Source organism: Pseudobacillus sp. 179-B 2D1 NHS, assembly GCF_045370945.1.
Taxonomy (GTDB): Bacteria; Bacillota; Bacilli; order Bacillales; family Domibacillaceae; genus Pseudobacillus.
The window spans coordinates 103,061-127,572 of record NZ_JBIQDP010000008.1; the positions used below are offsets into that span (position 1 = coordinate 103,061).

At 40.7% G+C, this 24,512-nt stretch carries 21 protein-coding genes and 1 other annotated feature; of the genes, 7 read left to right on the forward strand and 14 right to left on the reverse strand.

The window, feature by feature from the left end; translation table 11 throughout:
* Positions 1–15 precede the first annotated feature (15 nt).
* From ACH0BF_RS10305 to ACH0BF_RS10315, 3 genes are all read right to left on the reverse strand, one after another.
* Positions 16–2,739 (reverse strand): response regulator, encoded by a 2,724-nt coding sequence (locus ACH0BF_RS10305; protein ID WP_340852852.1) that lies wholly within the window; start codon positions 2,737–2,739, stop codon positions 16–18.
* A gap of 302 nt (positions 2,740–3,041) precedes the next feature.
* Positions 3,042–3,248: a copper chaperone CopZ gene (copZ, locus tag ACH0BF_RS10310; protein WP_340852850.1), complete on the reverse strand. Its 207-nt coding sequence runs from the start codon at positions 3,246–3,248 to the stop codon at positions 3,042–3,044.
* Between the two features lie 16 nt (positions 3,249–3,264).
* Complete coding sequence (locus tag ACH0BF_RS10315) at positions 3,265–3,603, reverse strand: metal-sensitive transcriptional regulator (RefSeq protein ID WP_120037860.1); 339 nt, start codon at positions 3,601–3,603, stop codon at positions 3,265–3,267.
* A 538-nt stretch (positions 3,604–4,141) separates the two neighbouring features.
* Between ACH0BF_RS10315 and ACH0BF_RS10320 the strand changes: the two genes are divergently transcribed.
* The 4 genes from ACH0BF_RS10320 to ACH0BF_RS10335 all read left to right on the forward strand — a co-directional run bounded on the left by ACH0BF_RS10320 (position 4,142) and on the right by ACH0BF_RS10335 (position 8,542).
* Positions 4,142–4,834: a response regulator transcription factor gene (locus tag ACH0BF_RS10320; RefSeq protein ID WP_120033844.1), complete on the forward strand. Its 693-nt coding sequence runs from the start codon at positions 4,142–4,144 to the stop codon at positions 4,832–4,834.
* On the forward strand, positions 4,831–5,826 hold the full coding sequence (locus tag ACH0BF_RS10325) for a sensor histidine kinase (RefSeq protein WP_120033846.1): 996 nt from the start codon (positions 4,831–4,833) through the stop codon (positions 5,824–5,826). The genes ACH0BF_RS10320 and ACH0BF_RS10325 overlap by 4 nt, the downstream gene beginning before the upstream one ends.
* A gap of 117 nt (positions 5,827–5,943) precedes the next feature.
* Positions 5,944–6,705, forward strand: a complete 762-nt coding sequence (locus tag ACH0BF_RS10330) for an ABC transporter ATP-binding protein (protein ID WP_406909348.1) — start codon at positions 5,944–5,946, stop codon at positions 6,703–6,705.
* Complete coding sequence (locus ACH0BF_RS10335; RefSeq protein WP_120033850.1) at positions 6,695–8,542, forward strand: FtsX-like permease family protein; 1,848 nt, start codon at positions 6,695–6,697, stop codon at positions 8,540–8,542. The genes ACH0BF_RS10330 and ACH0BF_RS10335 overlap by 11 nt, the downstream gene beginning before the upstream one ends.
* 377 nt (positions 8,543–8,919) lie before the next feature.
* Here the strand turns inward: ACH0BF_RS10335 and tyrS are convergent, their stop codons facing one another.
* Both tyrS and acsA read right to left on the reverse strand, forming a co-directional pair.
* Complete coding sequence (gene tyrS / locus ACH0BF_RS10340) at positions 8,920–10,182, reverse strand: tyrosine--tRNA ligase (protein ID WP_120033852.1); 1,263 nt, start codon at positions 10,180–10,182, stop codon at positions 8,920–8,922.
* A 57-nt stretch (positions 10,183–10,239) separates the two neighbouring features.
* Positions 10,240–10,462 (reverse strand) — a binding site (T-box leader).
* A 216-nt stretch (positions 10,463–10,678) separates the two neighbouring features.
* Complete coding sequence (acsA, locus tag ACH0BF_RS10345; protein WP_120033854.1) at positions 10,679–12,397, reverse strand: acetate--CoA ligase; 1,719 nt, start codon at positions 12,395–12,397, stop codon at positions 10,679–10,681.
* Positions 12,398–12,598: 201 nt separating this feature from the next.
* Here acsA and ACH0BF_RS10350 point away from each other — a divergent pair, with 201 nt between their 5' ends.
* Genes ACH0BF_RS10350 through ACH0BF_RS10360 form a run of 3 tightly spaced genes read left to right on the forward strand, consistent with a single transcriptional unit; the run spans position 12,599 to position 15,053 of the window.
* Positions 12,599–13,231, forward strand: coding sequence for a GNAT family N-acetyltransferase (locus tag ACH0BF_RS10350; RefSeq protein WP_120033856.1), 633 nt, complete (start codon positions 12,599–12,601; stop codon positions 13,229–13,231).
* A gap of 17 nt (positions 13,232–13,248) precedes the next feature.
* A complete protein-coding gene (locus ACH0BF_RS10355) occupies positions 13,249–13,896 on the forward strand; it encodes an acetoin utilization AcuB family protein (RefSeq protein WP_120033858.1) in 648 nt (215 codons plus the stop codon).
* On the forward strand, positions 13,893–15,053 hold the full coding sequence (locus tag ACH0BF_RS10360) for an acetoin utilization protein AcuC (protein ID WP_340852844.1): 1,161 nt from the start codon (positions 13,893–13,895) through the stop codon (positions 15,051–15,053). The genes ACH0BF_RS10355 and ACH0BF_RS10360 overlap by 4 nt, the downstream gene beginning before the upstream one ends.
* A gap of 113 nt (positions 15,054–15,166) precedes the next feature.
* Here ACH0BF_RS10360 and motS read toward each other — a convergent pair whose 3' ends face one another.
* The 9 genes from motS to ACH0BF_RS10405 form a co-directional block, all read right to left on the reverse strand.
* The gene (gene motS / locus ACH0BF_RS10365) at positions 15,167–15,886 is read right to left on the reverse strand and encodes a flagellar motor protein MotS (RefSeq protein ID WP_120033862.1); all 720 of its coding nucleotides are present in this window, start codon (positions 15,884–15,886) and stop codon (positions 15,167–15,169) included.
* The gene (motP, locus tag ACH0BF_RS10370) at positions 15,883–16,692 is read right to left on the reverse strand and encodes a flagellar motor protein MotP (protein WP_406909349.1); all 810 of its coding nucleotides are present in this window, start codon (positions 16,690–16,692) and stop codon (positions 15,883–15,885) included. Before motP ends, motS begins: the two co-directional genes overlap by 4 nt.
* A 58-nt stretch (positions 16,693–16,750) precedes the next feature.
* A complete protein-coding gene (gene ccpA / locus ACH0BF_RS10375; RefSeq protein ID WP_120037862.1) occupies positions 16,751–17,746 on the reverse strand; it encodes a catabolite control protein A in 996 nt (331 codons plus the stop codon).
* A 72-nt stretch (positions 17,747–17,818) separates the two neighbouring features.
* Positions 17,819–18,895: a bifunctional 3-deoxy-7-phosphoheptulonate synthase/chorismate mutase gene (locus tag ACH0BF_RS10380; RefSeq protein WP_120033864.1), complete on the reverse strand. Its 1,077-nt coding sequence runs from the start codon at positions 18,893–18,895 to the stop codon at positions 17,819–17,821.
* A 269-nt stretch (positions 18,896–19,164) separates the two neighbouring features.
* A complete protein-coding gene (gene ytxJ / locus ACH0BF_RS10385; RefSeq protein ID WP_120033866.1) occupies positions 19,165–19,491 on the reverse strand; it encodes a bacillithiol system redox-active protein YtxJ in 327 nt (108 codons plus the stop codon).
* Positions 19,492–19,564: 73 nt separating this feature from the next.
* Complete coding sequence (locus ACH0BF_RS10390) at positions 19,565–20,299, reverse strand: YtxH domain-containing protein (RefSeq protein WP_259455591.1); 735 nt, start codon at positions 20,297–20,299, stop codon at positions 19,565–19,567.
* An 18-nt stretch (positions 20,300–20,317) separates the two neighbouring features.
* Complete coding sequence (locus ACH0BF_RS10395; protein ID WP_340852838.1) at positions 20,318–20,809, reverse strand: DUF948 domain-containing protein; 492 nt, start codon at positions 20,807–20,809, stop codon at positions 20,318–20,320.
* A 217-nt stretch (positions 20,810–21,026) separates the two neighbouring features.
* A complete protein-coding gene (gene murC, locus ACH0BF_RS10400; RefSeq protein ID WP_340852837.1) occupies positions 21,027–22,331 on the reverse strand; it encodes a UDP-N-acetylmuramate--L-alanine ligase in 1,305 nt (434 codons plus the stop codon).
* A gap of 207 nt (positions 22,332–22,538) precedes the next feature.
* Entirely contained in the window at positions 22,539–24,275 is a 1,737-nt protein-coding gene (locus tag ACH0BF_RS10405; protein WP_406909367.1) for a DNA translocase FtsK, read from the reverse strand.
* Between the last annotated feature and the right edge of the window lie 237 nt (positions 24,276–24,512).

Below are 24,512 nucleotides of genomic sequence, written 5' to 3' on the forward strand. Positions count from 1 at the left end.
AAATCTTATCCTCACTTACCTTGTCATCCAGACATTCATAACGGAAAATAGCTGCTCCAGCTTCAGCGGCTTGCTAATGTAGTCAGATGCCCCTGCCTCGAGACATTTTTCGCGGTCATTTTTCATCGCCTTAGCCGTCAGAGCAATAATTGGTAAATCATCGTATTCTTTCGACTGGCGAATTCGCTGCATCGTTTCATATCCATCCATGTCCGGCATCATAATATCCATTAAAATTAGATCAATGCTCTTGCTGGAACTGAGAATATCCAAACATTCAATCCCATTGTTTGCCACTAGTACATTCATTCCTTTTTGTTCAAGCGCTGTCTTTAGAGCAAAAATATTGCGGTTATCATCATCTGTGATCAATGCCGTCTTTCCATAGAATACATTGTCCTGAGCCTTTGGCTTTTCTTGCAGTCCTATAACTGGAGTGGTCTCCTCCCCCATAGAATCTGGAGGTGAAATTGTGGCTGCAATTTCTCTCGATGCCTCTGTGAATAAGTCAGCAGGTATGTTTCCATCTGAAATATTAGGAAGGAGAAGAACAAATGTACTTCCCTTTCCTTCTTCGCTAAAGAGCTGAAGATTGCCGCCTAACAGTTTGGCAAATTGACTGCTGATCGACAACCCTAAACCGGTGCCGCCATATTTTCGGATAGTAGCTCCTTCACCTTGCTGGAATGCTTCAAAGATGAGCGCATGCTTTTCTTTTGGAATGCCGATCCCTGTATCCGTTATGGCGATTTCAAGCCAATAATCTACATTTGTCTGGTTGGCGTCCGCCCCCACCTTCTTAATATTTGCAGAGACAGAACCTTCTTCTGTGAATTTAAAGGCGTTAGACAATAGATTTCTAATAATCTGCTGAAAACGCTTTTCATCCGTTTGAAAGATGGCCGGCACATCTGGGCTCATGCTAATGTTAAAATCAAGCCCCTTTTGGTTAGCAATATGGGTGAAATTCCTTTCAAGACTCGCAGGAAGCTCCGTCATATTTACTTCATTGATCACAACGTCCAGTTTTCCAGCTTCCACTTTTGATAAATCCAAAATATCATTGATTAAGTTCAGCAAGTCTTGTCCAGAAGAATGAATAATTCCCGCAAACTCTAATTCTTCCTCCGAAAGGGAACCGCTGCTGTTTTCGGCGAGCATTTCTGACAAAATCAAAATGCTATTCAATGGTGTGCGCAGCTCATGAGACATATTAGCAAGGAATTCTGATTTGTATTTAGAGCCAAGTGTCAGTTGCTTTGCTTTTTCTTCCAAGTCTTTTTTTGCCACTTCAAGATCTTTCGTTTTTTGCTCAGCTTCTTGTGTGCGCGATTCCAACTGCTCATTGATCATCTGCAGTTCTTCCGATTGCATCTTCAACTCTTCAGACTGCGTTTGCAATTCCTCTGATTGCGCCTGTAACTCTTCTGTCATGGCCTGGGATTCGGACAGCAATCGAGCAATTTCCATTCGGTCAATCGCTCTATTAACCGTTAATCCGAATGTTTCCAGTACTTTTTCTATAAAAGCAACGTGCAGTGAAGTATATTCGTTAAGGCTTGCAAACTCCACCACCGCGATAATTTCCTCCTCATATACGATAGGAGCAATTAAAATACTCCTTGGCTTTGTTTCTCCCAGTCCAGAGGAAATTAGCCGGTAGTCTTCGCCAACTTTGTTAATCACTTGTATCCGTTTTTCTAGTGCACATTGACCGATCAAGCCTTGGCCAAGAGCAAAACTACTTCGGCCTACGTCATCAGCTGAATCAGCAAATGCAGCCTTTTTTACTAAAATAACATCATTTTCTTGTTGCTCTCTGCTATAAAAAGCCCCAAACGATGAACCTGTAATCTGTGCGGCTATCGAGAGAAATGTCTCCGCGAGATTTTCTAATGAAGAAATCCCCTGATTCTTGCTCATAACATCTGCCACACTTCTTTGCAGCCAATCCCGTTCTTCTAAAGAATCCAAAAGCTCATTTGTCGCACTTCCCAGATCCCTAATTTCATCGTTCGTTTTCACTTGAATACGGCTGCTAAGATCTCCACCCGTAGACATGGCACGAATAGTATTTACTACCGCTTTAATCGTTTTAATAATAGAGCCTGAAATGATCATGGCCAGAATAAAAGAAACAATAATAACAAAAGCCAACAAGCTGTACAGCCCAATATCTAGATACTTATTCTGTTTATTTAGTTTATCAGCACGTTGGTCAATCAGCTCTTTCTCCTTGTCTCGGAAAGAATCAAACTGCTGCTGTACTTGCTCAATTTTTTGTCTTCCAGTATCTTCTTTAAAAAATGTCATAATGCTTGTTGTATCGTTCTGCTGTTTCATTTTAATGGATTTATCACCGGCATCCGATACCCAATCTTTGATGTTCTCGTTAATCTCAGCTACCTCTTTTTGCTGCGCCGGATTATCTGACAGAAGATTGTCCAGTTTATTGAAATTCTCCGTCCATCGAGAACGCGCTTCATTATACAACCGGAGATATTCTTCCCCTCCCGATATGATAAAACCTCTCTGTCCAGTTGCCATCTTAAGCAGATCCTTTTCTATTTCATTCGTCAGATCCCTTACGACAAAATCACGTTGAATGATAAAATTTCTTTCTTCCTGCATCGTGTCCAACTGTTTATTCACAGCAAGAATCGCTATAACCAAACAGATAATGATAACCACATAGCCGGTAATAATCTTCTGGCGTATTCCAAATCTAAAGTTCTTCATCCTTATGTATTCCTGCCTTTTTATAAAATATGCTCTGTTGTTAATTATAATGTTTTTACGGTTGATTAGATAGTATGGCCGCATTGTAGGTACAAGAAAGAGATGCACTACCATTATCATACGTTTCAGCGCTATTAATCTAAAACTAACCTGTCCTGTTAATTTTAGATCAGTACGCAAAAAGTGGTTTTGGCTATTTATCCTCTCTGGATTTCTGTCTTTTCAGGTTGACTGCTTTTTCTCTCTAAACCATTTGTACCTTTCCATAATAAAAAAATGGATGTGGCTAGCACATCCATTTTTTATTCAACATCGTATCCTTGATCATCAATCGTCTCTTTAATTTTATCTAAGTCCACTTTGTTTAAATCATACTGTACTTCAACTTTTCCACTTTCTAGAGCTACTTTTACGCTCTCCACTCCCGGCAATTCGCCAACGCTCCCCTCAATCGCTTTCACACAATGGCCGCATGACATTCCGCTTACTTTTAATGTGATATTATTCATAAATTTCCCTCCATTATTATTTTTTCATTAATTTTTGTACGGTAACTAATACTTCGTCAAGAACTTCGAAATCGCCTTCCTGAATTCTTTCAACAACGCAACTCTTCATGTGTCCTTCTAAAAGAATTTTCGCCACACTGTTTAACGCTGACTGTGTAGCTGATATTTGTGTAATGACGTCATCACAATACGTATCCTTTTCAATCAAACCTTTAATACCACGGATTTGCCCTTCAATCCGGTTTAAACGGGTCGTTAAATTCTTTTTCACCTTATCAGAATGATGGCTTTTTCGCTCAGAATGATTGAAATCACCATGATCAGCTTCGAAAAGCTCTTCGTATTCACTATTCATTAACATTCCTCCCCCTCTCCTTTAATTGTACATTACCCCCCTACCGTATGTAAAGAGAGAGTTCGAAAGATGATCTACTATTTTCTTGGTTTGTAGAAAAACGAACGAATTTATCACCTTCACAGATGATTTGTTTTAAACTGAGACTAGCGCAGCTAAAATGGGGAATCTAAAAGCAAATAAGGTGTCAATTTGCATTGTTTTCTGTTGAATAAGCCTCCATTTTTATCAGACTTTCCTCTTCTAAAAGGTGGATTTTTTAAAAACAAACTTTATACTATTAGCTTAACGTATACTTTTGAAGAATGCGGTCTCCCACTTTATTTTTGTCCGGACTCATGGATTTACTAAAAACTCATTTAAAGAAAAGGCATTCCATTTGAGTCTTGATGCTCGAATTAGTTAGTGTTACAACCATTGCTCAGTAAATTGGATGAAAAGTATCATTTCATGTGAAGTTATTTTAGGACCGTATAACAGCATTGTGCCGATAGAAAAGAATAACACGCCAATGTGAACGAGGGAACAGGAGGATTGGATGTATAAAATATTAATTGTTGAAGATGAAATAAATATCTCCCATACATTGAAAAGTCATCTTGAAAAGTATGGTTATCAATGCCGGCTTGTAGTAGATTTTGAAAAAGTATTTGAGCTGTTTCAGGATTTCCAGCCGCATCTTGTCATAATGGACATTAATCTCCCTGCTTTTGATGGCTATTATTGGTCCCGTAAAATAAGACGGGTATCAAATTGCCCCATCATGATTCTCTCTGCTCGTATAAGTGAACTAGATCAAGTGTATGGTATTGAAAATGGGGCAGATGACTTTATTACAAAACCTTTTTTAATGAACGTAATACTTGCAAAAATAAACGGACAAATTCGCCGTATATATGGTGAGTATGCAAAGGATTCACAAACCCGGATTTTAAAGAAAGGGAATACAACTTTAAACCTGGATACTGTTCGATTGTCTACACGTGAAAAAGAGGTGTTATTGACAGTAAAGGAACTCCAGCTATGTGCCCTGCTTTTAGAAGCATGCCCGAATGTAGTGGCAAGACAGCAGCTACTTACGGCTATTTGGGATGATGAGACGTTTGTTGAGGAAAATACACTTACGGTTAATATCGTAAGATTGCGAAAGAAATTAGAGGCGATTCATTCCTCATTAGAAATTATAACAATCCGAGGAATTGGCTATCAATTAACGGAGAAAAGTGTATGAAACTCTTTTTACGGGACCATTTCAGCTTTATTATCCTTTATATCATTACATTTATTAGCTTGCCAATTGTCATCCATCGACTAGATGGCATGGAAAATCATTATCCCTATTTTATATTTTTAGCCATCACTCTGCTGGTTATTTTCCTTTTCTTTCGTTATATACGCCGCAAGAAAATGTATGCAAGTGTCAAAGGAAGGAGCCTGGAGACAGGGGACTTTCTCATTCATCAGCCAGTTGCTCCAATTGAAAAAGCATATGCAGCTCAATTGCAATCAATTCAGTCTTTTCTTCTTTCAAAAGACGATAGTTACAGGGATTTCTTACAAGAACAGCAATTGATGATTTCTCATGCTGTTCATCAAATGAAAACCCCCCTCTCTGTCATTCAGCTACTTATACAATCTAATCAGTTTGAAGAGCCAAGTGTACTACTAGAGTGGCAGAAAGTTAAAACGGAATGCAACAAGTTGAATTTTTCTTTAAATCAATTATTGACGTATAGTCGCTCTACAAAACTATTGGCGGATCTAAAGATAGAATCAATTTCATTAAAGAGTGTTGTACAGGAAGTTATTAATGATTTAAAAGACTATTTTATTGAAAAAGAAATATATCCTAAAAGTACCATTGGAGAAAATATAGTGATCTATTCAGATCGCAAATGGCTAAAAGTCGTTATTTACCAGCTGTTAAGTAATGCAATTAAATATGGGGAGAAACAGTCTTCCGTTATCATTCTTTATGAAAATGAACAATTATACATCAAAAACAAAGGGGAAACGATACCTGAAAGTGAAATCAAACGCGTTTTTGAATTATTTTATACAGGCACTAAAGGACGTACTAAGGGTGAAGCAACCGGCATTGGGCTTTACTTAGTAAAGAAGATTTTATCTACCTTAAGCCATCCATACACATTGTCTTCTATTAATCATGAAACAACGTTTGCCATTGACTTTTCTGGAAGAGTAGAAACGGCTGCCAAATGAGGCAGCCATTTTGAATGTGACGTTTTTGTCATATTGCTGTCACGTTCAGAGATTTTAGGGAACAGAAAGGTTTGTCTATACTAAAAGCAAAGAAAGACGCAAGGGAGCGAAAAGCTAATGGCAGATACTATTTTACATGTAAAACAACTTCAGAAGGAATATACAGGGGAAATCACATATAAAGCCTTAAAAGGCATTGACTTTGATTTAAAGGAGAGGGAATTTGTTGCAGTAATGGGACCATCCGGCAGTGGGAAAACAACATTCCTTAACTGCATTTCAACCATCGATCGTCCTACAAGCGGCTTCATTACAGTCCGCTCAAAAAATCCATATGAATTAAATGATGATGAACTAGCGAAGTTTCGCCGCAAGGAATTAGGCTTTGTTTGTCAGGATTTTAACCTTGTTCATACGTTAACAGTAGAAGAAAATATTTTATTGCCATTGACACTTGATTCTGTAAATGAGAAAGAAATGAGAAAACGCTTAGCAAGAATTGTAGACTTTTTAGGTATTGAGGAGATAGTAAAGAAACGCACATTTGAAATTTCAGGTGGACAGAAACAACGTGTGGCCATTGCAAGAGCAGTTATTCATGAACCCGGCTTATTGTTAGCGGATGAGCCGACTGGAAACTTGGACTCTAAATCGGTAAATAGCGTTATGACATTGTTTGAATCGATTAACCATGTGTTTCACACAGCTATTTTGATGGTGACGCATGATGCCTATGTCGCTAGTTTTGCGCAGCGTGTCATCTTTATAAAAGACGGTATTCTTTATAATGAGATACACCGAGGTGAAAACAAGCAGCAGTTTTATCAAGAAATTATGGACACACTCACGTTTTTGGGCGGTGGTCAACATGAGTTTTAATCATATTGTCGTTCAAAACATTTTACGTGATAAATCCACATATATTTCCTACTTTTTAAGCAGTGTATTCTCTATTTTGGTCTTTTTCTTATTTTCAACTACAGCTTTTCATCCAATGATGACGAAAATTGATCATACGAGTACACTTGGACTGACAATGATGCTCGCTAGCTTTTTTATTTATATTTTTTCATTTGTCTTTATCATTTATTCGCTGTTTGCTTTTTTGAAAAAGAAAACAAAAAATCTTAGCGTATTTATGATTACCGGTGCATCCACGAAGCAAATCAGCAAAATGATTTTCAGAGAAAATATGCTCATTGCCGGTGCAGCGATCGTAACAGCCATTGCAGTTGGACTTATCGTTGCCCCCTTATTTTTAATGGTAGCCAAAAGGGTTTTGCGTGCGGATAGCTTTGGTATGTATGTACCATTACAGTCCATCGCATTAACGGTTGTCTTATTTACTATATTATTCTTTATTGTTTCTAAATTGATGACGCGCTTTATCAACAAAGAAGAAATGGTCCAGCTGTTAAAAGCAGATATAACACAGGAAAAGCTAATTGCACCGGCACCATTGAAACTGTTGCTATCTCTTATGGTGAGTGGATTTTTATTCCTTTCAATTATAAAGGAAATGAATTGGATAAAGTCTTTTGAAACCATTTGGTATATGAGCTTATTTGCCAGTTTGCTATTATCCATTTATCTCCTTATTACTCAAGGAACACTATTGATTATTCGCCTATTACAGAGACGGCCAGCGTACCTTCGAAAAACAAATATGCTTTTTATTTCTAATTTAAAAGCTAAAGAGCGTTCTCATGCACATATCATTTACTTATTAACCGTATTACTATTAGGTGTTTTTGTATGTACGAGCGTTCTATATAGCTCCTATTATAATGTGAAGGAAAAGACAGAAGTGCTATATCCTTATAGTGTCCAATATACTTCACTTCCTGCCAATAAGTCAGGAGCTGAGCAAGAAGATATTGCGTTTATTGAAGCGACATTAGATAAAGCAGGTACGTATGATGTCTATTATTCGGCATTTAAAACCGATGAAGATCGCCGGATTGCCTTTATGTCCGTTTCAAATTACAATGCGCTTGGCCAGCATAAGGCGATCACACTAAGTGACAATGAGTATTACGTTGCAGCTGGACATGAAGGCGTACTGCCCAATCGAGAAGCTATTCATGATTACCCGCTTGGAAAGCTTGAGTATGTAGGTTTGGAAGAACAAAATATTTTATCAACGGGCTTACAAAATGTGTATTATATCGTACCCGATAAGGTTTACGAAACAATCGATTATCCAGTCTATAAAGTATTTGCCTATGAACTGGAAGATTGGGTAGAAAAGATCGATGTTGCTGAAACCATTTCATCAGAAGTTCCTACAGATCCCAATGTTCGCTTGGTGGCTTCTAAAATTGAGTTATATGATGCGGAGAAGTTTGTGAAAAGCATCATGTTTTTTATCGGTTTTATGCTCAGTCTGATCTTTTTGAGTGCGGCAATGAGCATTCTTTACTTCTACTTACAAACGTCACTTGAAGGAGAAAAGAAAAAATATGAAGGCATTCGAAAAATTGGCCTTTCTTTTAAGGAACTAGCTTCTGTCGTAACAAAAGAATTAGCAGCTTTAATTTTTATTCCATTTACAGTGGCAGCTATTATTTTATTTGCAGGGATGTTTGGCATGCGAAACTATATTTCACCGACATTTTATCAAATGACAGCGATCGGTGTAGGTATATTTTTATTGCTGTTCATTATAAGCTTTTTTACTATTCGACGGGGTTATTTAAATAAACTTGTGAATTGATCATGCTCGGTTTTGCCCAACAAAAGAACCATGAGAATAATGTTTTTTTCTTCCCCAGTTCTTTCAAACTGAATTTAAATGGGTGTATGTAAAAATCTATGCTCTTCATTGAAATTAAGAAACCGTAAACATGAAAACCATTCATTTTTATCTATATTTAGTTGTCTAGTCATTTCTATGTTGGTTGGTTTGGGTAAAACAGATAGTATGTTTGAAAAAGATCATTATTTGCAAATTTAAATTGCCTAAAGAGCTTAAAAAGAACTTTTATCTACAATAAATAGAACTTATAACGATTAAGTTTCACTCTTGTTAATAAAAGAGAGGATGTCCCCAACTTGTTGGAGCATCCTCTTTTTTGATCACTTGTTTTTTACTTATTTGTATTTAATTAAGTAGTACTTCTTTTTGCCACGACGAATGATTGTAAATTCGCCTTCCATTTTATCCTCTTCCGATAAAACATAGGCTGTGTCTGTTACTTTGTCGCCATTAATAGAAACCGCACCATTTTGGACATCTTCCCGCGCTTGGCGCTTCGACGAAGAAATACCAGCAGCGACAAGCAAGTCTACAAGACCTATTTCCTCTTCGCTTGCCTGTTCAAATGATGGCACATCTTTAAATCCTTGTTTAATTTCTGAAGCTGTTAAGCTTCTGACATCTCCGCTAAATAGAGCATCTGTAATTTTCTGCGCTTGCTCCAGTGCTTCGCCGCCGTGAATTAAACGAGTCATTTCTTCAGCCAGTGCCTTTTGAGCTTTACGCAAATGCGGCTCTTCCTGTACTGCTGTTTCAAGCTCTTCAATTTCTGCAGGGCTTAAAAACGTGAATATTTTCAAGTATTTAACAACATCTGCATCGGCTGTATTAATCCAGAACTGGTAAAACTCATAAGGTGTTGTTTTTTCGGGATCAAGCCAGATGGCTCCGCTTTCTGTTTTGCCAAACTTCGTACCATCTGCTTTTGTAACGAGCGGGATTGTCAAACCGTACGCCTTCTCGCCTTCTGGTTTCATTTTGCGGATTAGCTCCAGCCCGGTTGTAATGTTTCCCCATTGGTCACTGCCGCCAATTTGCATTTTACAATTATGATCTTCATATAAATGCAGGAAGTCCATTGCTTGCAAAATCGTATACGTAAATTCCGTGAAGGAAATACCAGTATCCAGTCGGGACGCTATAGTATCTTTTGCAAGCATGTAATTGACGCCAATATGCTTTCCGAAATCGCGTAAAAATGTCACGATATCCATAGAACCAGCCCAGTCATAGTTGTTCACAAGCTCGGCTCCGTTTTCTCCATCAAAGTTAAAAATCTTCTCTAACTGCTTTTTAATGCAGGACACGTTATGCTGAACCATCTCAAGCGTCTGCAGCTTCCTCTCTTCTTTTTTACCGCTTGGATCTCCAATTAATCCCGTTGCTCCTCCCACAAGAACAATCGGGCGATGTCCATTATTTTGGAAACGACGCAGCGTTAAAAATGGCAGCAAATGGCCAATATGCATGCTGTCTGCTGTTGGATCTACTCCGCAGTAAAGTGAAATTTTCTCTTTTTCTAACAGTTCTTTAATTCCTTCTTCATCTGTTTGTTGATAAATAATCCCTCTCCATTGCAATTCTTCCAATAGATTCATCTCTTATCTTCCCTTCTTTTCTATATTTTCACAAAATAAAAACGCCCCTGCAGTTACTGCAGGGACGCTATTAAGCGCGGTACCACCCAAGCTTGAGAAGATGATCTTCTCCACTCATTTAGATAACGGTTGTTCCGTTTGCTGCTACTGATCTGGTAAACACGTTTCACAGCAAAAGCTCCAGGAGGTAATTCATTCAACTATTTGTACCGGTTTCCACCAACCACCGGCTCTCTTTTAACAGGGATAGCGAACTACTTAATCCTTTCATGGCTTAAATATGTAAATGTATACGTTATATTTAAACAAAGCGTTATAGAAAAGTCAAACCCAATTTAAGAAAAGTTGATCTCCCACTGGATGGTTGATTTTGTTGAAGTCGCCGAATACAGTGAACACTTCCTATAAAAAACTTTATTTATCTTTAACAGAATCCAAGAAAAAACCGGTCTTAAAGCGTTAGAAAAGTCGCTTCAAACCGGTTAGATCCTTCTTATTAATCTTCCATTGTTGACAAATCACCTGTAGGAAGATCAAGCTCCCAAGCTTTTAAAACACGGCGCATGATTTTTCCGCTGCGTGTTTTTGGCAGCTTGTCACGAAACTCAATTTCACGCGGTGCCGCATGAGCAGCAAGTCCCGTCTTAACGAACTGACGGATTTCTTCTTTCAGTTCATCTGTTGGCTCGTATCCTTCTTGAAGAGCAACAAATGCTTTGATAATTTCTCCACGAACAGGGTCTGGCTTACCGATAACACCTGCTTCGGTCACAGCCGGGTGTTCAATCAGCTTGCTTTCTACTTCAAACGGTCCGACCCGCTCACCAGCTGTCATAATTACATCATCCACACGACCCTGGAACCAGAAATAGCCATCTTCATCCATGTAAGCAGAGTCTCCGGATACATACCAATCGCCCGGCATAAAGTAAGATTCATATTTTTCCGGGTTATTCCAAATAGCAACCATCATAGATGGCCAGCCCTTTTTGATAGCCAAGTTGCCCATGCGGTTTGGCGGCAATTCATTTCCTTGATCGTCAACAATTGCGGCCTTTACCCCTGGAACTGGCTTACCCATCGATCCAGGGCGAATGTCCATGGATGGGTAGTTACAAATTACGAGAGCACCTGTTTCCGTCATCCACCATGTATCATGAATACGGCGGTCAAATACTTTGGCTCCCCAGCGAATAACTTCTGGATTGAGCGGCTCTCCCACACTGACAATGTGGCGAAGAGAACTTAAGTCAAACTTCTTCACAACCTCATCTCCGGCTCCCATCAGCATGCGAAACGCAGTTGGAGCGCTGTACCAGACAGTAATCTTATAATCTTCAATGGTTTGGTACCAAGTTTCCGGTTTGAAACGACCTCCGACAATAACGTTCGTTGTGCCTGTAAGCCATGGCCCGAAAATCCCATAAGATGTTCCAGTTACCCAGCCTGGATCAGCTGTGCACCAATATACGTCATCCTCTTGCAAATCAAGTACCCATTTAGCTGTCATGTACTGCTGAACCATCGCTCGATGAACATGCAAGACGCCTTTCGGCTTACCTGTTGAGCCAGAAGTATAGTGGAGAATCATGCCATCATCTAAATTCATCCATTCAATATCGAATGAGGCGTCTGCTTCTTTCATTTTGGCGTTAAAATCCACATATTTATCTCCAGTCGGCACACTGTCACCGACGATAAAGATCTTTTCTAAGGCTGGTAGATCATTAATAGGCACACGATCAAGCAAGTCTGGAGTCGTAACGAGCACCTTTGCGCTGCTGTCCTCCAAACGGTCGCGAACAGCCCCTTCCATGAAGGCTTCAAAAAGCGGACCGACAATCGCTCCAGCTTTAATGGTTCCAAGTACGGTAAAATAGAGCTCTGGTGAACGCGGCATGAACACGAAGACCCGGTCTCCCTTTTCTACTCCGCCTGCTGTCTTTAAGACGTTGGCTGCCTTGTTCGTATATTCTTTCATTTCTTCAAATGTATATTTTTCATCTCTATCCGCGTCTCTGTAATAGAGAGCAATTTTTTGTTTAAGGCCGGATTCCGCATGACGGTCAATTGCCTCGTAAGCAATATTGATTTTACCGGTTTCAGACCAGGAAAAATGTTTCTCAGCATCTTTCCAGTTAAATGAAGCATATAATTCATCGTAATCTTTTAAATTATAATTTCCCTCTTTTACTGTCAACGTTTCCAATTTCATATAACCGCTCCCCCCTATGTAAGAATTCAGTCTCTATTATAACTCAAATTCCCATTTTTCACAATTTTGAAACAACCATTTAGTCTATGTCTCTACTTACCTATTGCAGCCAACAAAGAATTGCGAAAATTTAGTGAAAACGCTTTATAAGTGGGAAATTCAGGTATAATACAAGTATGGAATGATGAAGGCGGTGACTTAATGGAGCATAAAAAAGAGTATCATTCGCAAGAAGTGGAAACGTCAAAAGGGACTATTATTATCGAAGGCCCGGTTTCTGCAGAAGCTCTAGCTAATATGACATTTCATGAAGGGCTGACCGCTTTTCGACAGCCTGCACAGCAGCATCAGGCGCTCGTAGAAATTGCCGATCTTCCTGAAGGGCGCATTATTATTGCTCGCAGCGGTCATGTGATCATCGGCTACGTAACCTATCTCTACCCCGATCCTCTGGAAAGATGGTCAGAAGCCAATCTTGATAATTTAATTGAGCTTGGAGCAGTAGAGGTTGCTCCTCCTTACCGTGGCACTCAGCTTGGCAAAAGCATGATTAAGCTCTCCATGCTGGATGAAATGATGGAACATTATATTATCATTACTACTGAATACTATTGGCATTGGGATCTAAAGGGGACCGGTCTAAACGTATGGGAATACAGAAAGATCATGGAGAAAATGATGAATGCCGGCGGCTTGGTATGGTATGCAACCGATGATCCAGAGATCAGTTCCCATCCGGCAAATTGTCTAATGGTGCGCATCGGCAAACATGTGGACCAAACATCGATTGAAAAGTTTGATCAAGTGCGCTTTATGAATCGCTTTATGTATTAACAAAGGGGGATGACTAAATGATCGTGGAGCAAATTATGCAGCAAGAAGTACATACACTGTCACCGAATGACAAGATCGGTACGGCGTTGCAGTTGTTCAGAGATAAAAAAATCCGCCACGTGCCGATTATAGATGAAACAGGAGAACTTGTGGGTATTGTAGCAGATCGTGATGTCAAAGATTCCACACCTTCTATTTTACAGAAAGATTTAAGCGACGAAGAACTGAACAAGCCGCTCTCTCTAATTATGCAACGAAATGTCGTTACCGGACATCCGCTTGATTTTGTAGAAGATGTCGCTGCTGTCTTCTATGAGCATAGCATTGGCTGCATGCCTATTGTCCAAGGAGGGAACATCGTTGGCATCGTAACCGAAACAGACGTACTTCATACATTTGTTGAATTGACCGGTGCCAATCAGCCTGGCTCGCGCATCGAGGTCAAATTGCCGAATAGACCCGGTGAATTATTTGATGTCGTCAGCATCCTGAATAAACGGCGGGCGAATATTCACAGTGTTCTCGTATATCCGGATAAGGAAGATGAAGATTCGAAAATTGTTGTTTTCCGCGTGCGAATGATGAACCCGACCGGAGTGATTGATGATTTAAAACAGGAAGGGCATACTGTGTTGTGGCCAAATATGCCAGGCATGTCTTCATGAAAAAAGAGGCAGTATTCGTCTATTCGGATCAGCTTCTTTCTTACAAATTTTCCGAAAATCATCCTTTCAATCAATTCCGGCTCACATTAACTATCGATTTGTTAAAAAAAATGAATAGAATTCAAGAAAGTGATATAATTCCTCCTCGTGTAGCATCAAAGGAAGAATTGCAGCTTATCCATGATATTGCTTACGTTGAAGCTGTCCAACAAGCAGGCAATGGCGAGCTGCCCCTTGATATTGCAGAAGGCTATGGACTAGGTACAGAGGATACACCAATGTTTAAAGGCATGCATGAAGCAAGCGCCCTGCTTGTCGGCGGCACATTAACAGCCGCTGATTGGGTAATGCAAGAGAAAGCAGCACACGCCCTGCACTTAGGGGGAGGCCTTCATCATGGTTTTCGCGGGAAAGCGTCAGGCTTCTGCATCTACAATGACAGTTCAGTAGCCATTAAATATTTACAAGAAAAGTATCAGGCACGGGTCTTATATATCGATACAGATGCTCACCACGGCGATGGGGTACAATGGTCTTTTTATGACGACCCTGATGTATGCACGTTATCTATTCATGAAACCGGCCGATACCTTTTCCCTGGAACTGGAAATATTAATGAACGGGGTCAAGGAAAGGGATATGGCTTTTCTTTTAATCTTCCTCTAGATGCTTTTACTGAGGACGACTCATGGCTTGAGGCGTATAAAACCTCCATATGGGAAGTTGCGGACTTTTTTAAACCTGATGTCATCTTAACGCAAAATGGGGTAGATGCTCATTTTTATGATCCACTTACCCATCTATCTACTACGATGAATGTTTATCGGCGAATTCCTGAGATTGCTCATCAGGTCGCCCACCGTTATTGTGATGGGCGTTGGATTGCTGTTGGCGGTGGCGGATACGACATCTGGCGAGTTGTTCCACGGGCCTGGGCTTACATTTGGCTCGCCATGACTAACCATTCAAATGTATCCGGTGCACTCCCTAGAGAATGGATTGAGAAATGGCAGTCCAAATCACCTGTCCAGCTCCCCACTCAGTGGGACGATCCTCCAGGTTTATATCCAGCGATTCCCCGAAAACCGGAGATCGAGGAGAAAAACCGTTTAACCTTGGAAAAAATGCTCTATCCTCTTCGTCAGTTAAAAAAATAGGCTCTGTTATGCTTGATTGTTGATTTTCGCTGCAAGCGATGAGTAGAAAAAAATAACATTCATCTTTAACGGAGCCAAAGAATAAAAAAGCGGCCCATCATCGGGCCGCTTTTTTATTCTTTGTATGCCGGGTCAGAAATCACAATTTGCACCCGACGGTTTTTTTGCATATTGCCTTCATTTATATTCGGCACAAGCGGCCGTGTATCACCGTAACCTACGGCGATGAACCGCTCAGGATCAAGACCGCTGTTATCTATAAAGAAGCGAATAACACTGCTTGCTCGCGCACTGGAAAGCTCCCAGTTAGATGGATAAATAGAATTTTTAATAGGTCTATTATCCGTATGTCCTTCCACTTTCACAAGATTAGGAATGGTTTTTAGCAGCTTCCCTGTCTTTTCTAGAAAAGGATAAGCCTCTTGCAGAATAACAGCATCTCCCGTGCCAAACACGATCTGTTCTTGTAAAACAAGCACTACACCACGTTCATTTCTAATGGCTGCAGCCGTGTCTTCAAGCCCATTCTCCTTGAGGTACTTCTGAACTTCCTTTGCAAGCTCATCAAGTGACTGTTCATTCCGATCTGCTTCTTCCTTGTTCATTTTTTCTGAAGGATATTCCCCAGGAACAATGGAATCATTCGTTTGGAAAATTCCCTGCGCATTAAATGACTGTGCGATTGTTTTAAACTTAATCATATCAATTTGCGACATAGAAAAAAGCAAAATAAAGAATACGAGAACGAGCGTAACAAGATCAGAAAACGTCACCATCCATTTTGGTGCTCCTTTTTGCTCTGGTTTGCGGGAAGGACGGCGACGGCTGATCATAACTCCGCCGCCTCATTTGCAGTGATCGTCTCCGTCACACTTCTTTTGCTGTCAGATGAAAAAGCAAGCAGCTTTTCCCGAAGAATTTTTGGATTTTGCCCTGTTTGAACCCCTACTACGCCTTCAATAACAATCTCCCGGAAAAACACCTCTTGTTCTGTTTTCAGCTCTAATTTTGCAGCCATCGGCAAGAAAACAAGGTTGGCAAGCAGGGAACCATAGAATGTGGTTAACAGAGCTACTGCCATATTAGGCCCCAATGAAGTGGGATCATCTAGATTTTTCAACATGAGAACAAGCCCGACCAACGTTCCGATCATTCCCCAAGCTGGTGCGTATTCTCCTGCTTTTTCAAGGATGCTTCTCTTTTTTCTATGGCGTTCCTCCAAAGCAGTAATTTCAGCGCTCATAATATCCACTAGCATATCCTGTTCGATCCCATCAATCGCTAGCAGCATACCTTTCTTAAGAAACTTATCATTTTCCTGTTCCAACTCTTTTTCCAGTGTTAACAAACCCTCGCGCCTAGCTTTTTCAGATAATGCGACGAATCTTTCAATGAGGGCTTCCAGATTCATTTCCTCTTCTCGAAACGCCTGTCTTATGATCGTAAAGATATGCTTGATCTCGCTAAATGGAAAGTTGATTAGCAAGCCCGCCGTGATCCCCCCAAAGACAATTAGAATAGACGGCAAGTGGATAAATGAAGCAAACCCCTCCGCGCCACCGCTCGTCAAAACGGCGAAAGCCAGCAGGACAAAACCCGCAACAATGCCAATCGGTGTCAATGCATCGAATTTTTTCATCTTTCCTCCCTCTCTTCTGTCTCAGAAACAGTCTCTATCTCTACTATCGGAGGAAATTTTACTTTGTTGACCCTCTTTCTTCAATACGATGCGGCAACACGACAATCGGACTTTCCACTTCTTCTTTATTCATATACTTTGTCAATAGCCTCATAGCAACTGCTCCAATATCATATAGCGGCTGCACTACGGACGTCAGTTGCGGCCGAACCATTAAAGCCAGTTTGGTGCTTTCAAAACTAATGACTTCCAGTTCTTCAGGAATCTTCACGCCGCTATCTTGTGCACCATGAATGATACCTAGAGCCATTTCGTCTCCATTTGCAAAGACAGCCGTCGGCTTCACAGAAGCTGTTTCTAATCGATGCCACGCTTCTATCCCAGCCTCATAAGTATAATCCCCATCGATAACTAACTCATCAGCCACCGGTAGACCTGCAGCAGCAAGTCCCTCTTTATATCCGCGCATTACATATTGGCTGATTGTGTCATCCAATGGACCATCGATGAATGCGATATGTTTATGACCTTTTTCTGTTAACGAATGAATGACATCTACAGCTGCTTCTTGGTAATCAATATTGACAGATGGAATTTCCCCTGTCGGTTCTAAAGAACCTGCAAGCACGACTGGAACCGGAGAACGCTTAAACTCCTCTACATGCTCCTCTGTGATCCGGCCGCCCATAAATACAAGCCCGTCCACCTGCTTACCAAGCATTGTATGAATTAAATGAATTTCCTTATCTTTGTTTTGGTCGGAATTACTTAAGATAATATTATATTTATACATTGTGGCAATATCTTCAATTCCTCTTGCAAGCTCTGCATAAAAAATATTTGAAATATCCGGGATAATAACACCCACTGTTGTTGTTTTCTTGCTGGCCAATCCGCGAGCTACAGCATTCGGGCGATAGCCAAGCCGTTCAATTACTTCCAATACTTTTTTTCGTGTAGCTGGCTTCACATTTGGATTTCCGTTTACTACGCGGGAAACCGTAGCCATAGAAACACTCGCTTCTCGTGCTACATCGTAGATCGTTATATTCATTTTCATATCTTCTCCTTCGTATTAGCTTTTATCTCTATCTTAACAAAAAAAACTCCTGTGAATACACAGGAGTTACGCTTTTACAGGAATAGTTTGAAGAACTTCACGATAAAATTCATCAAATTGTTGCAAATTCATTTGCTGTGCAGAGTCAGAAAGGGCTACCGCCGGATCTGGATGCACTTCGGCCATTACTCCATCTGCTCCGATAGCAAGGGCTGCTTTTGCTGTTGGAATTAATAAATCACGACGTCCTGTCGAATGAGTAACATCTACGAAGACAGGCAAATGTGTTTCCTGTTTCAAGATCGGTACAGCTGAGATATCAAGGGTATTGCGTGTAGCACGCTCATATGTCCGAATGCCTCGTTCACAAAGTATAATCTGGTCATTCCCACGGGAAATGATGTATTCAGCGGCATTAATAAATTCTTCAATTGTAGCGGCAAGGCCGCGTTTTAGCAATACCGGTTTTTTCACACTACCAGCAGCTTTTAACAACTCAAAGTTTTGCATATTGCGGGCACCGATTTGAATGACATCAATGTAATCGCAAGCTACTTCAATGTCGGCTGGGTTAACAATCTCACTGACAACTCCGAGATCGTATTCATCCGCTACTCTTTTTAAAATTTTCAAACCTTCCAAGCCTAGTCCTTGGAAGTCATAAGGAGAAGTACGAGGTTTGAATGCTCCACCACGAATGAGCTTCAATCCTTTATCCTTAATAGCCTGCGCCACTTCTGCCACTTGTTCATAAGATTCTACAGCACACGGACCGAATACAAATGTAGGAGAGCCGTTGCCTACTTGTTCTCCACGAATCTCTACAATTGTGTCTTCCGGCTTCTTCTTACGGGAAACAAGAAGCGCTTTGCGGTGGTCATCTTGCTGCAATTCCAATCCTGCTTTAAAAATTTCTTTGAACAAATGTTCAATCGTTGAAGTTTCAAATGGTCCACTATTACTTTCAATAATCTTATTCAGCATCGCTCTTTCGCGGACAGGATCATAACGGTTAACGCCCTGCTTTTCTTTCACTCGCCCGATTTCCTGAACAAGTGTAGCTCGCTCGCTAATAAGGTTCAGGAGCTCCACATTTATCTCGTCAACACGTTGTCTCAACTGATCTAGTTCCTGGTTACTCACAATTATCATCCTTCCGCTTTAATATATTTATCTGCATTCTTTTCGTAATCTGCTGTTGCACTTTTCCAAATGCTTTTCTTTCGCCGGCTGAAAGAGCATAAGCAATTGAGATAATGTTTTTAATGTTAGGGATTATTATAAAACAAACATTCTGAAATGTCACGAATAATTTTCTTTAATTATTAGACGCTTTTAAGCGTTAAAGTAAAAAAGCGAATAAAATAGCTAAAAAAGTATTTTCATACCTTTTTAACCATTCTATCTTTCTTTCACTTTTTAGAGCTTACTTCTTCTAACTGTGCATGTGTGATTTTCCAATGAGACTCATGCCAGGAAGGCTGCCCATTTTCAAATAAGAACGCTTGCGGAGATTGATGAACAACATCATATTCTCCCGCTATGTAGTTAGATAGCTCTCTTGAATCTTGAACAGCCAAATAGTACCCTTTTTCTTCAGGGTGTTCATTTAAAAAAGCTTGGTACTCATTGAAGGCACCTGCACTCACCGGACAGGTGGTACTGTGCTTAAAGAAAAAGAAACGTTCATTTTCCTCAATCAACTTTTCAAAATCAGCAATCAACTCAATTTTTTTCACAATTGTCACCCTTCTATTTTAAAAATGTATAGATTTCGTTATCCAAAAGAAAAACAGCGGGCAAGCCGCTGTTTTATTTGTTATTTTTCTTATTGTTTTGCTTGCCGCTGTTCGAGTTACCCTTATTTGAAAAATTATTGTTGTTTTTAACAGAGTTATTAGGCGCATTATGACCGCCCCCCTGTGCTTTCTCATCCACTCCTACATCGGTTGGATTCGCATAAACAGATGGAGAAGACTTCTCCGGTTCTGAAGAGCTGTTAGATGCGTTTGCTGAGTTAGATTGAGATTTAGAAGATGATCCATTGGTTCCACTTAGGCTTTTCTCTGTTTGATCAAACGCCTTTTTCGTTTCCTCCAACTTTTGGGAGACAGATTCTTTGACAGAGCTCGCCGTTTCTTTCGCTTTATCCATCATGTCACCTGTACTGCCGTTGCCTGAATCGGAACCATTGCCTGTTGGCATGATGGTTTTTACTTTATCCATTAATACACCGGATTGTTCTTGGACAGATTGAGACAATGTAGACGTTTTATCTTTAGCAGCAGTAGCAAGGTTCGTTCCTTTTTCTTTTGCCATTTCCGTCCAGCCGCTAGCCCGTTCCTTCAATGTTCCTGCTTGTGAGTTAAAGTCTTCACGCAGTTCTTTTCCGGATTTCGGAGCCATAAATAAAGCAGTAGCAGCACCAACTAGCCCGCCGACTAATGCACCAATTAAAAAATCTTTTGTATTCATTGTACCATCATCGTAGCTGTTTCCTGCCTCATAATTATCATACTTTACGTTCGGCTTTTTCATTTGTCCCATATAAATCTCTCCTTTTCTTTAATAATTAGGCTGACGAGTTACAGATGAAGCAGAGTCTGACGTAGATAGCTCTCCAGCATTCACCTTGCGCGGTCGCTCTTCTTTTCCGTCTTTAAACTTTTCAACGAGTTGTTTGACAATATTTCCCCACTGTACTGCTTGAGAAATCTTATATTGGTTTTTCTCCATTTGTGAGGCAACCGTTGTAGTGACTTTATTGATAGACTGGTTCAGGTTTTGCACAGTCGAACCTACATCTTTAACAGCGTATACTACTGTATTCAGCTGTTCTGTCTTATGCTGAACGTCTTCAGCAAGGGCATTAGTCTTATGTAGTAGTTCTGTTGTTTCGGCTGTAATCCCCTGCATTTGTCCTTCCAACCTATCTACTGTTCGGGAAAGACTGTCCAATGTTTTGTCAACCGATTTTAATGTTTTGGTTAAACTCAAAACAAGGATTAAAAAAGCAATCGCTGCCACTGCAGCACTCAAATACAAAATAATTTCCATTCCGCAACACCTCCTGCAATTTCTTATATACTATACACTAAAGTTACCCCACAAATAAAAGGTTAAACACTGATAATTTCTCCTAAATGCTTATTTTCCCTTCTTATTTATTAAAAAAGCATGAAATGTTCACTGTTTAGCCACAGCTGCCTGAAAAGAAAACTGCCGGAGGATTCCCCCGGCAGCCGAAGAGAAAATGACAGCTGCCACCTTCTCATTATTGTTCATTCAAGTAATTTTCATACGCAGACTGAAACTTCTGAATATCTCCGGCTCCCATAAAAATTAGCACACTATCCTTATGTTTGAATAAAGAAGAAGTATCTCCTTCCTTCATCAAAACGGAGCCCGGAATTCTTTCTTGCAGATCTTCGATCGTCAACTGGCCATGATGTTCACGGGCAGATCCGAAAATATCACACAAATATACTCCATCGGCTCCGCTGAGACTTTCCGCAAAGTCATCGAGAAAGGTTTGTGTTCTTGAGAAAGTATGCGGTTGAAAAATCACGACAATTTCTCTATCCTGATATTTCTGACGTGCAGCATTAATAGTTGCCTTTATCTCCGTCGGGTGATGTGCATAGTCATCAATTAGCACTTGTGTCCCAATGACTTTCTCAGAAAAACGCCGCTTCACACCTTCGAATGTGAGCAGTCTTTCTTTTACAATCTCCGTATCGATGGCCTCATAATGACAAAGCGCAATAACAGCAAGCGCATTTAAGATATTATGATCCCCGAATGTTGGAATTTTAAATGAAGCGTAAAACGTGTGACGCACAAAAACATCAAATGTCGTTCCGCTTGAATCATGTTGAACATTGCGCGCCTGAAAATCATTTTCTTCTGCAAAACCGTAAAAAACAACCGGTACTTTTGCATGGATGCCTTGCAGGTATTCATCATCCCCACATGCAAAAATTCCTTTTTTCACTTTTAAGGCCATTTCTTGAAAGGCAGAAAAAACATCTTCCACATCAGCAAAGTAATCTGGATGATCGAAATCAATGTTCGTCATAATGGCATAATCAGGATCATAGGACAAGAAATGGCGTCGATATTCACACGCCTCAAACGCGAAGTATTCCGCATCCTTCTCCCCTTTCCCTGTGCCATCTCCAATAAGAAAAGAAGTCGGCTTTGCCCCGCTAATCACATGGGCAAGTAAACCGGTTGTCGATGTTTTTCCATGGGCACCCGTTACCGCTATACTCGTAAAGCTTTGCATAAAATCTCCGAGAAAGCGATGATAACGAATAACAGGTATTTGCAATTCATTCGCCCGTTGAATTTCCTCATGTTCATCAGGAAATGCATTTCCTGCAATCACAGTCATGCCAGGCTGAATATTATCAGCCCGAAAGGACAGGATGGGAATGCCTGCATCCTCCAGTGCTTTTTGAGTAAAAAAGGATTTATCAACATCAGAACCTTGCACGGTTTCACCTCGGTCGTGAAGTACTTGTGCAAGGGCGCTCATTCCCGAGCCTTTAATTCCAACAAAGTGGTATGTTGTCATAATAGAACCTCCAGCATTCGTCTATCCGTAAGCATTATATGTATTTTAAGCCATTTTGCCCTTTTATAGACGACGGACAGTTAGCATTTTACATTGAAACATTATAACACTTTTTTGGGCGGATGACTATGCAGCGTTTTGTTCTCTAATTAAAAAAGGAGGACGCCTTGATAGCGACCCTCCACAAATTACCTTTCAAGGAAAAAATCAGTTGGCGTTCGACTCATGAAGAGCCTGCAACTCTTCTTCTGTTAAAAGAACTTCCCGTGGTCTTCCGGCCCGCTGCCCGGAAACAAACCCTTGGGTTTCCATCATCTCAATCAACCGAGCAGCCCGATTATAGCCAATTTTGAAATGTCTTTGCAGAAGCGAAGTTGAAGCTCCTCCTTGTTGAACAACAAACTCGCATGCTTCCGGAAAAAGTTCATCCTCTGTTTCTGAAATGGCCGCTTTCTGCAAAAGCTCTTCTTGCTCAAACAAATAATTGGGTTCCTGTTCCTTTTGTACGTGCGCCACAATCGTATCAATTTCATCGTCGGATACAAACGTTCCCTGTAAGCGAACCGTCTCCGATGCCCCATTATTTAAGAAAAGCATATCACCGCGGCCAAGCAGTTTTTCTGCACCGCCTGCGTCGATAATTGTACGCGAATCTACTTGAGAGGACACAGAAAAAGCAATCCTTGTTGGAATATTCGCTTTGATCAATCCGGTAATAACATCAACGGAAGGACGCTGCGTCGCTACAATTAAATGAATGCCGCACGCCCGGGCTTTCTGAGCAATCCGGCAAATGGCTTCCTCTACATCTGCTGGTGACATCATCATCAAATCAGCTAACTCGTCAATAATAATAACGATATACGGCAAATGTTCACTTTTCCTGCCATGCTCTGCTGCTTTCTCATTATATTTGGTAATGTCACGGACACCCGAATGAACAAACAATTCATACCGCCGTTCCATTTCCTCCACTGCCCATTTCAAAGCAGCCGTAGCTGCTTTTACATCGGTAATGACAGGGCTCACTAAGTGAGGAATGCCATTATAAGGGGCCAATTCTACCATCTTTGGATCAATAAGCATTAACTTAAGTTCGTGCGGAGCTGCTTTGTATAAAAGGCTGACAAGAATCGAGTTGATACAGACACTTTTCCCCGATCCCGTCGCTCCGGCAATTAAACCGTGGGGCATTTTTTTCAAGTCCAACACGACCGGTTCCCCGGAAATATCAAGACCAAGAGCTGAAGTGAGTGGAGAAGAACTCTCTTTAAACGCCGGACTGGAAATAATTTCGCTAATTTGAACTGGACGACTTTCCTTATTCGGCACTTCAATTCCAATTACCTGTGTCCCCGGAATAGGTGCCTCAATTCGGATGTTACGTGCAGCAAGGCTCCGTTTAATATCATCTGTTAAATTGGTAATTTTACTTACCTTTACGCCCCGCTCCGGCTCGACTTCAAACCTCGTAACAGAAGGACCGACAGTCACGTTGACTACTGAAGCTTTTACATTGAAGTTTTTAAATGTTTCATTTAGAACTTCACTTTGACTCTCTACGAAATCTCCGCTTACTTCTTTTATAATAGGCGGGGATAAATACGTTTCATAAGGAAAGACGTAATAATCAGGTTCCTCATTGTCCATAGCCCCTTCTACACTTTCCTCCACAGCGACAGACGGCAGCAGGGTGCCTTCTGGTTCCTTTTCATAAGGCTGAACAGAGTTATCAAAGTCATCAGCTGGCTCTTCTACGGGTTTCTCAACCAACACCTGTGGCTCTTCTACGCGTTTTTTCCATAATTCACGATCCTGCTTTGACATAATAACATTGAACGGTGTTTGCCTTCTTTTGCGGCTTCTTTCTTCCGCTCGGGAAAAGTTTTTTTCCGCTGGCAGCTTTCCATCCGGATTTTCCGGAGGGGCTGGCTTTTCCTCCATGACCAACTCGAGATCAGACTCTTCCCTTAATAAAACAGAAGCTTCTTCTTCATACGGAGGCTCTACTGACATGACAGTGACTTCCTCTTTCACGGCGAAGGAGGATACCGCTTCTATATCAAATGCTTTTTTCTTTTCCTCGGGCTTAAATAAGAGCAGTGGTTCTTCTTTCGGTAATTTCGGTGAGGGCTCTTCTGTTTGATCGGAATCAGTCGGCTTGAATGCTACTTCTTCCTT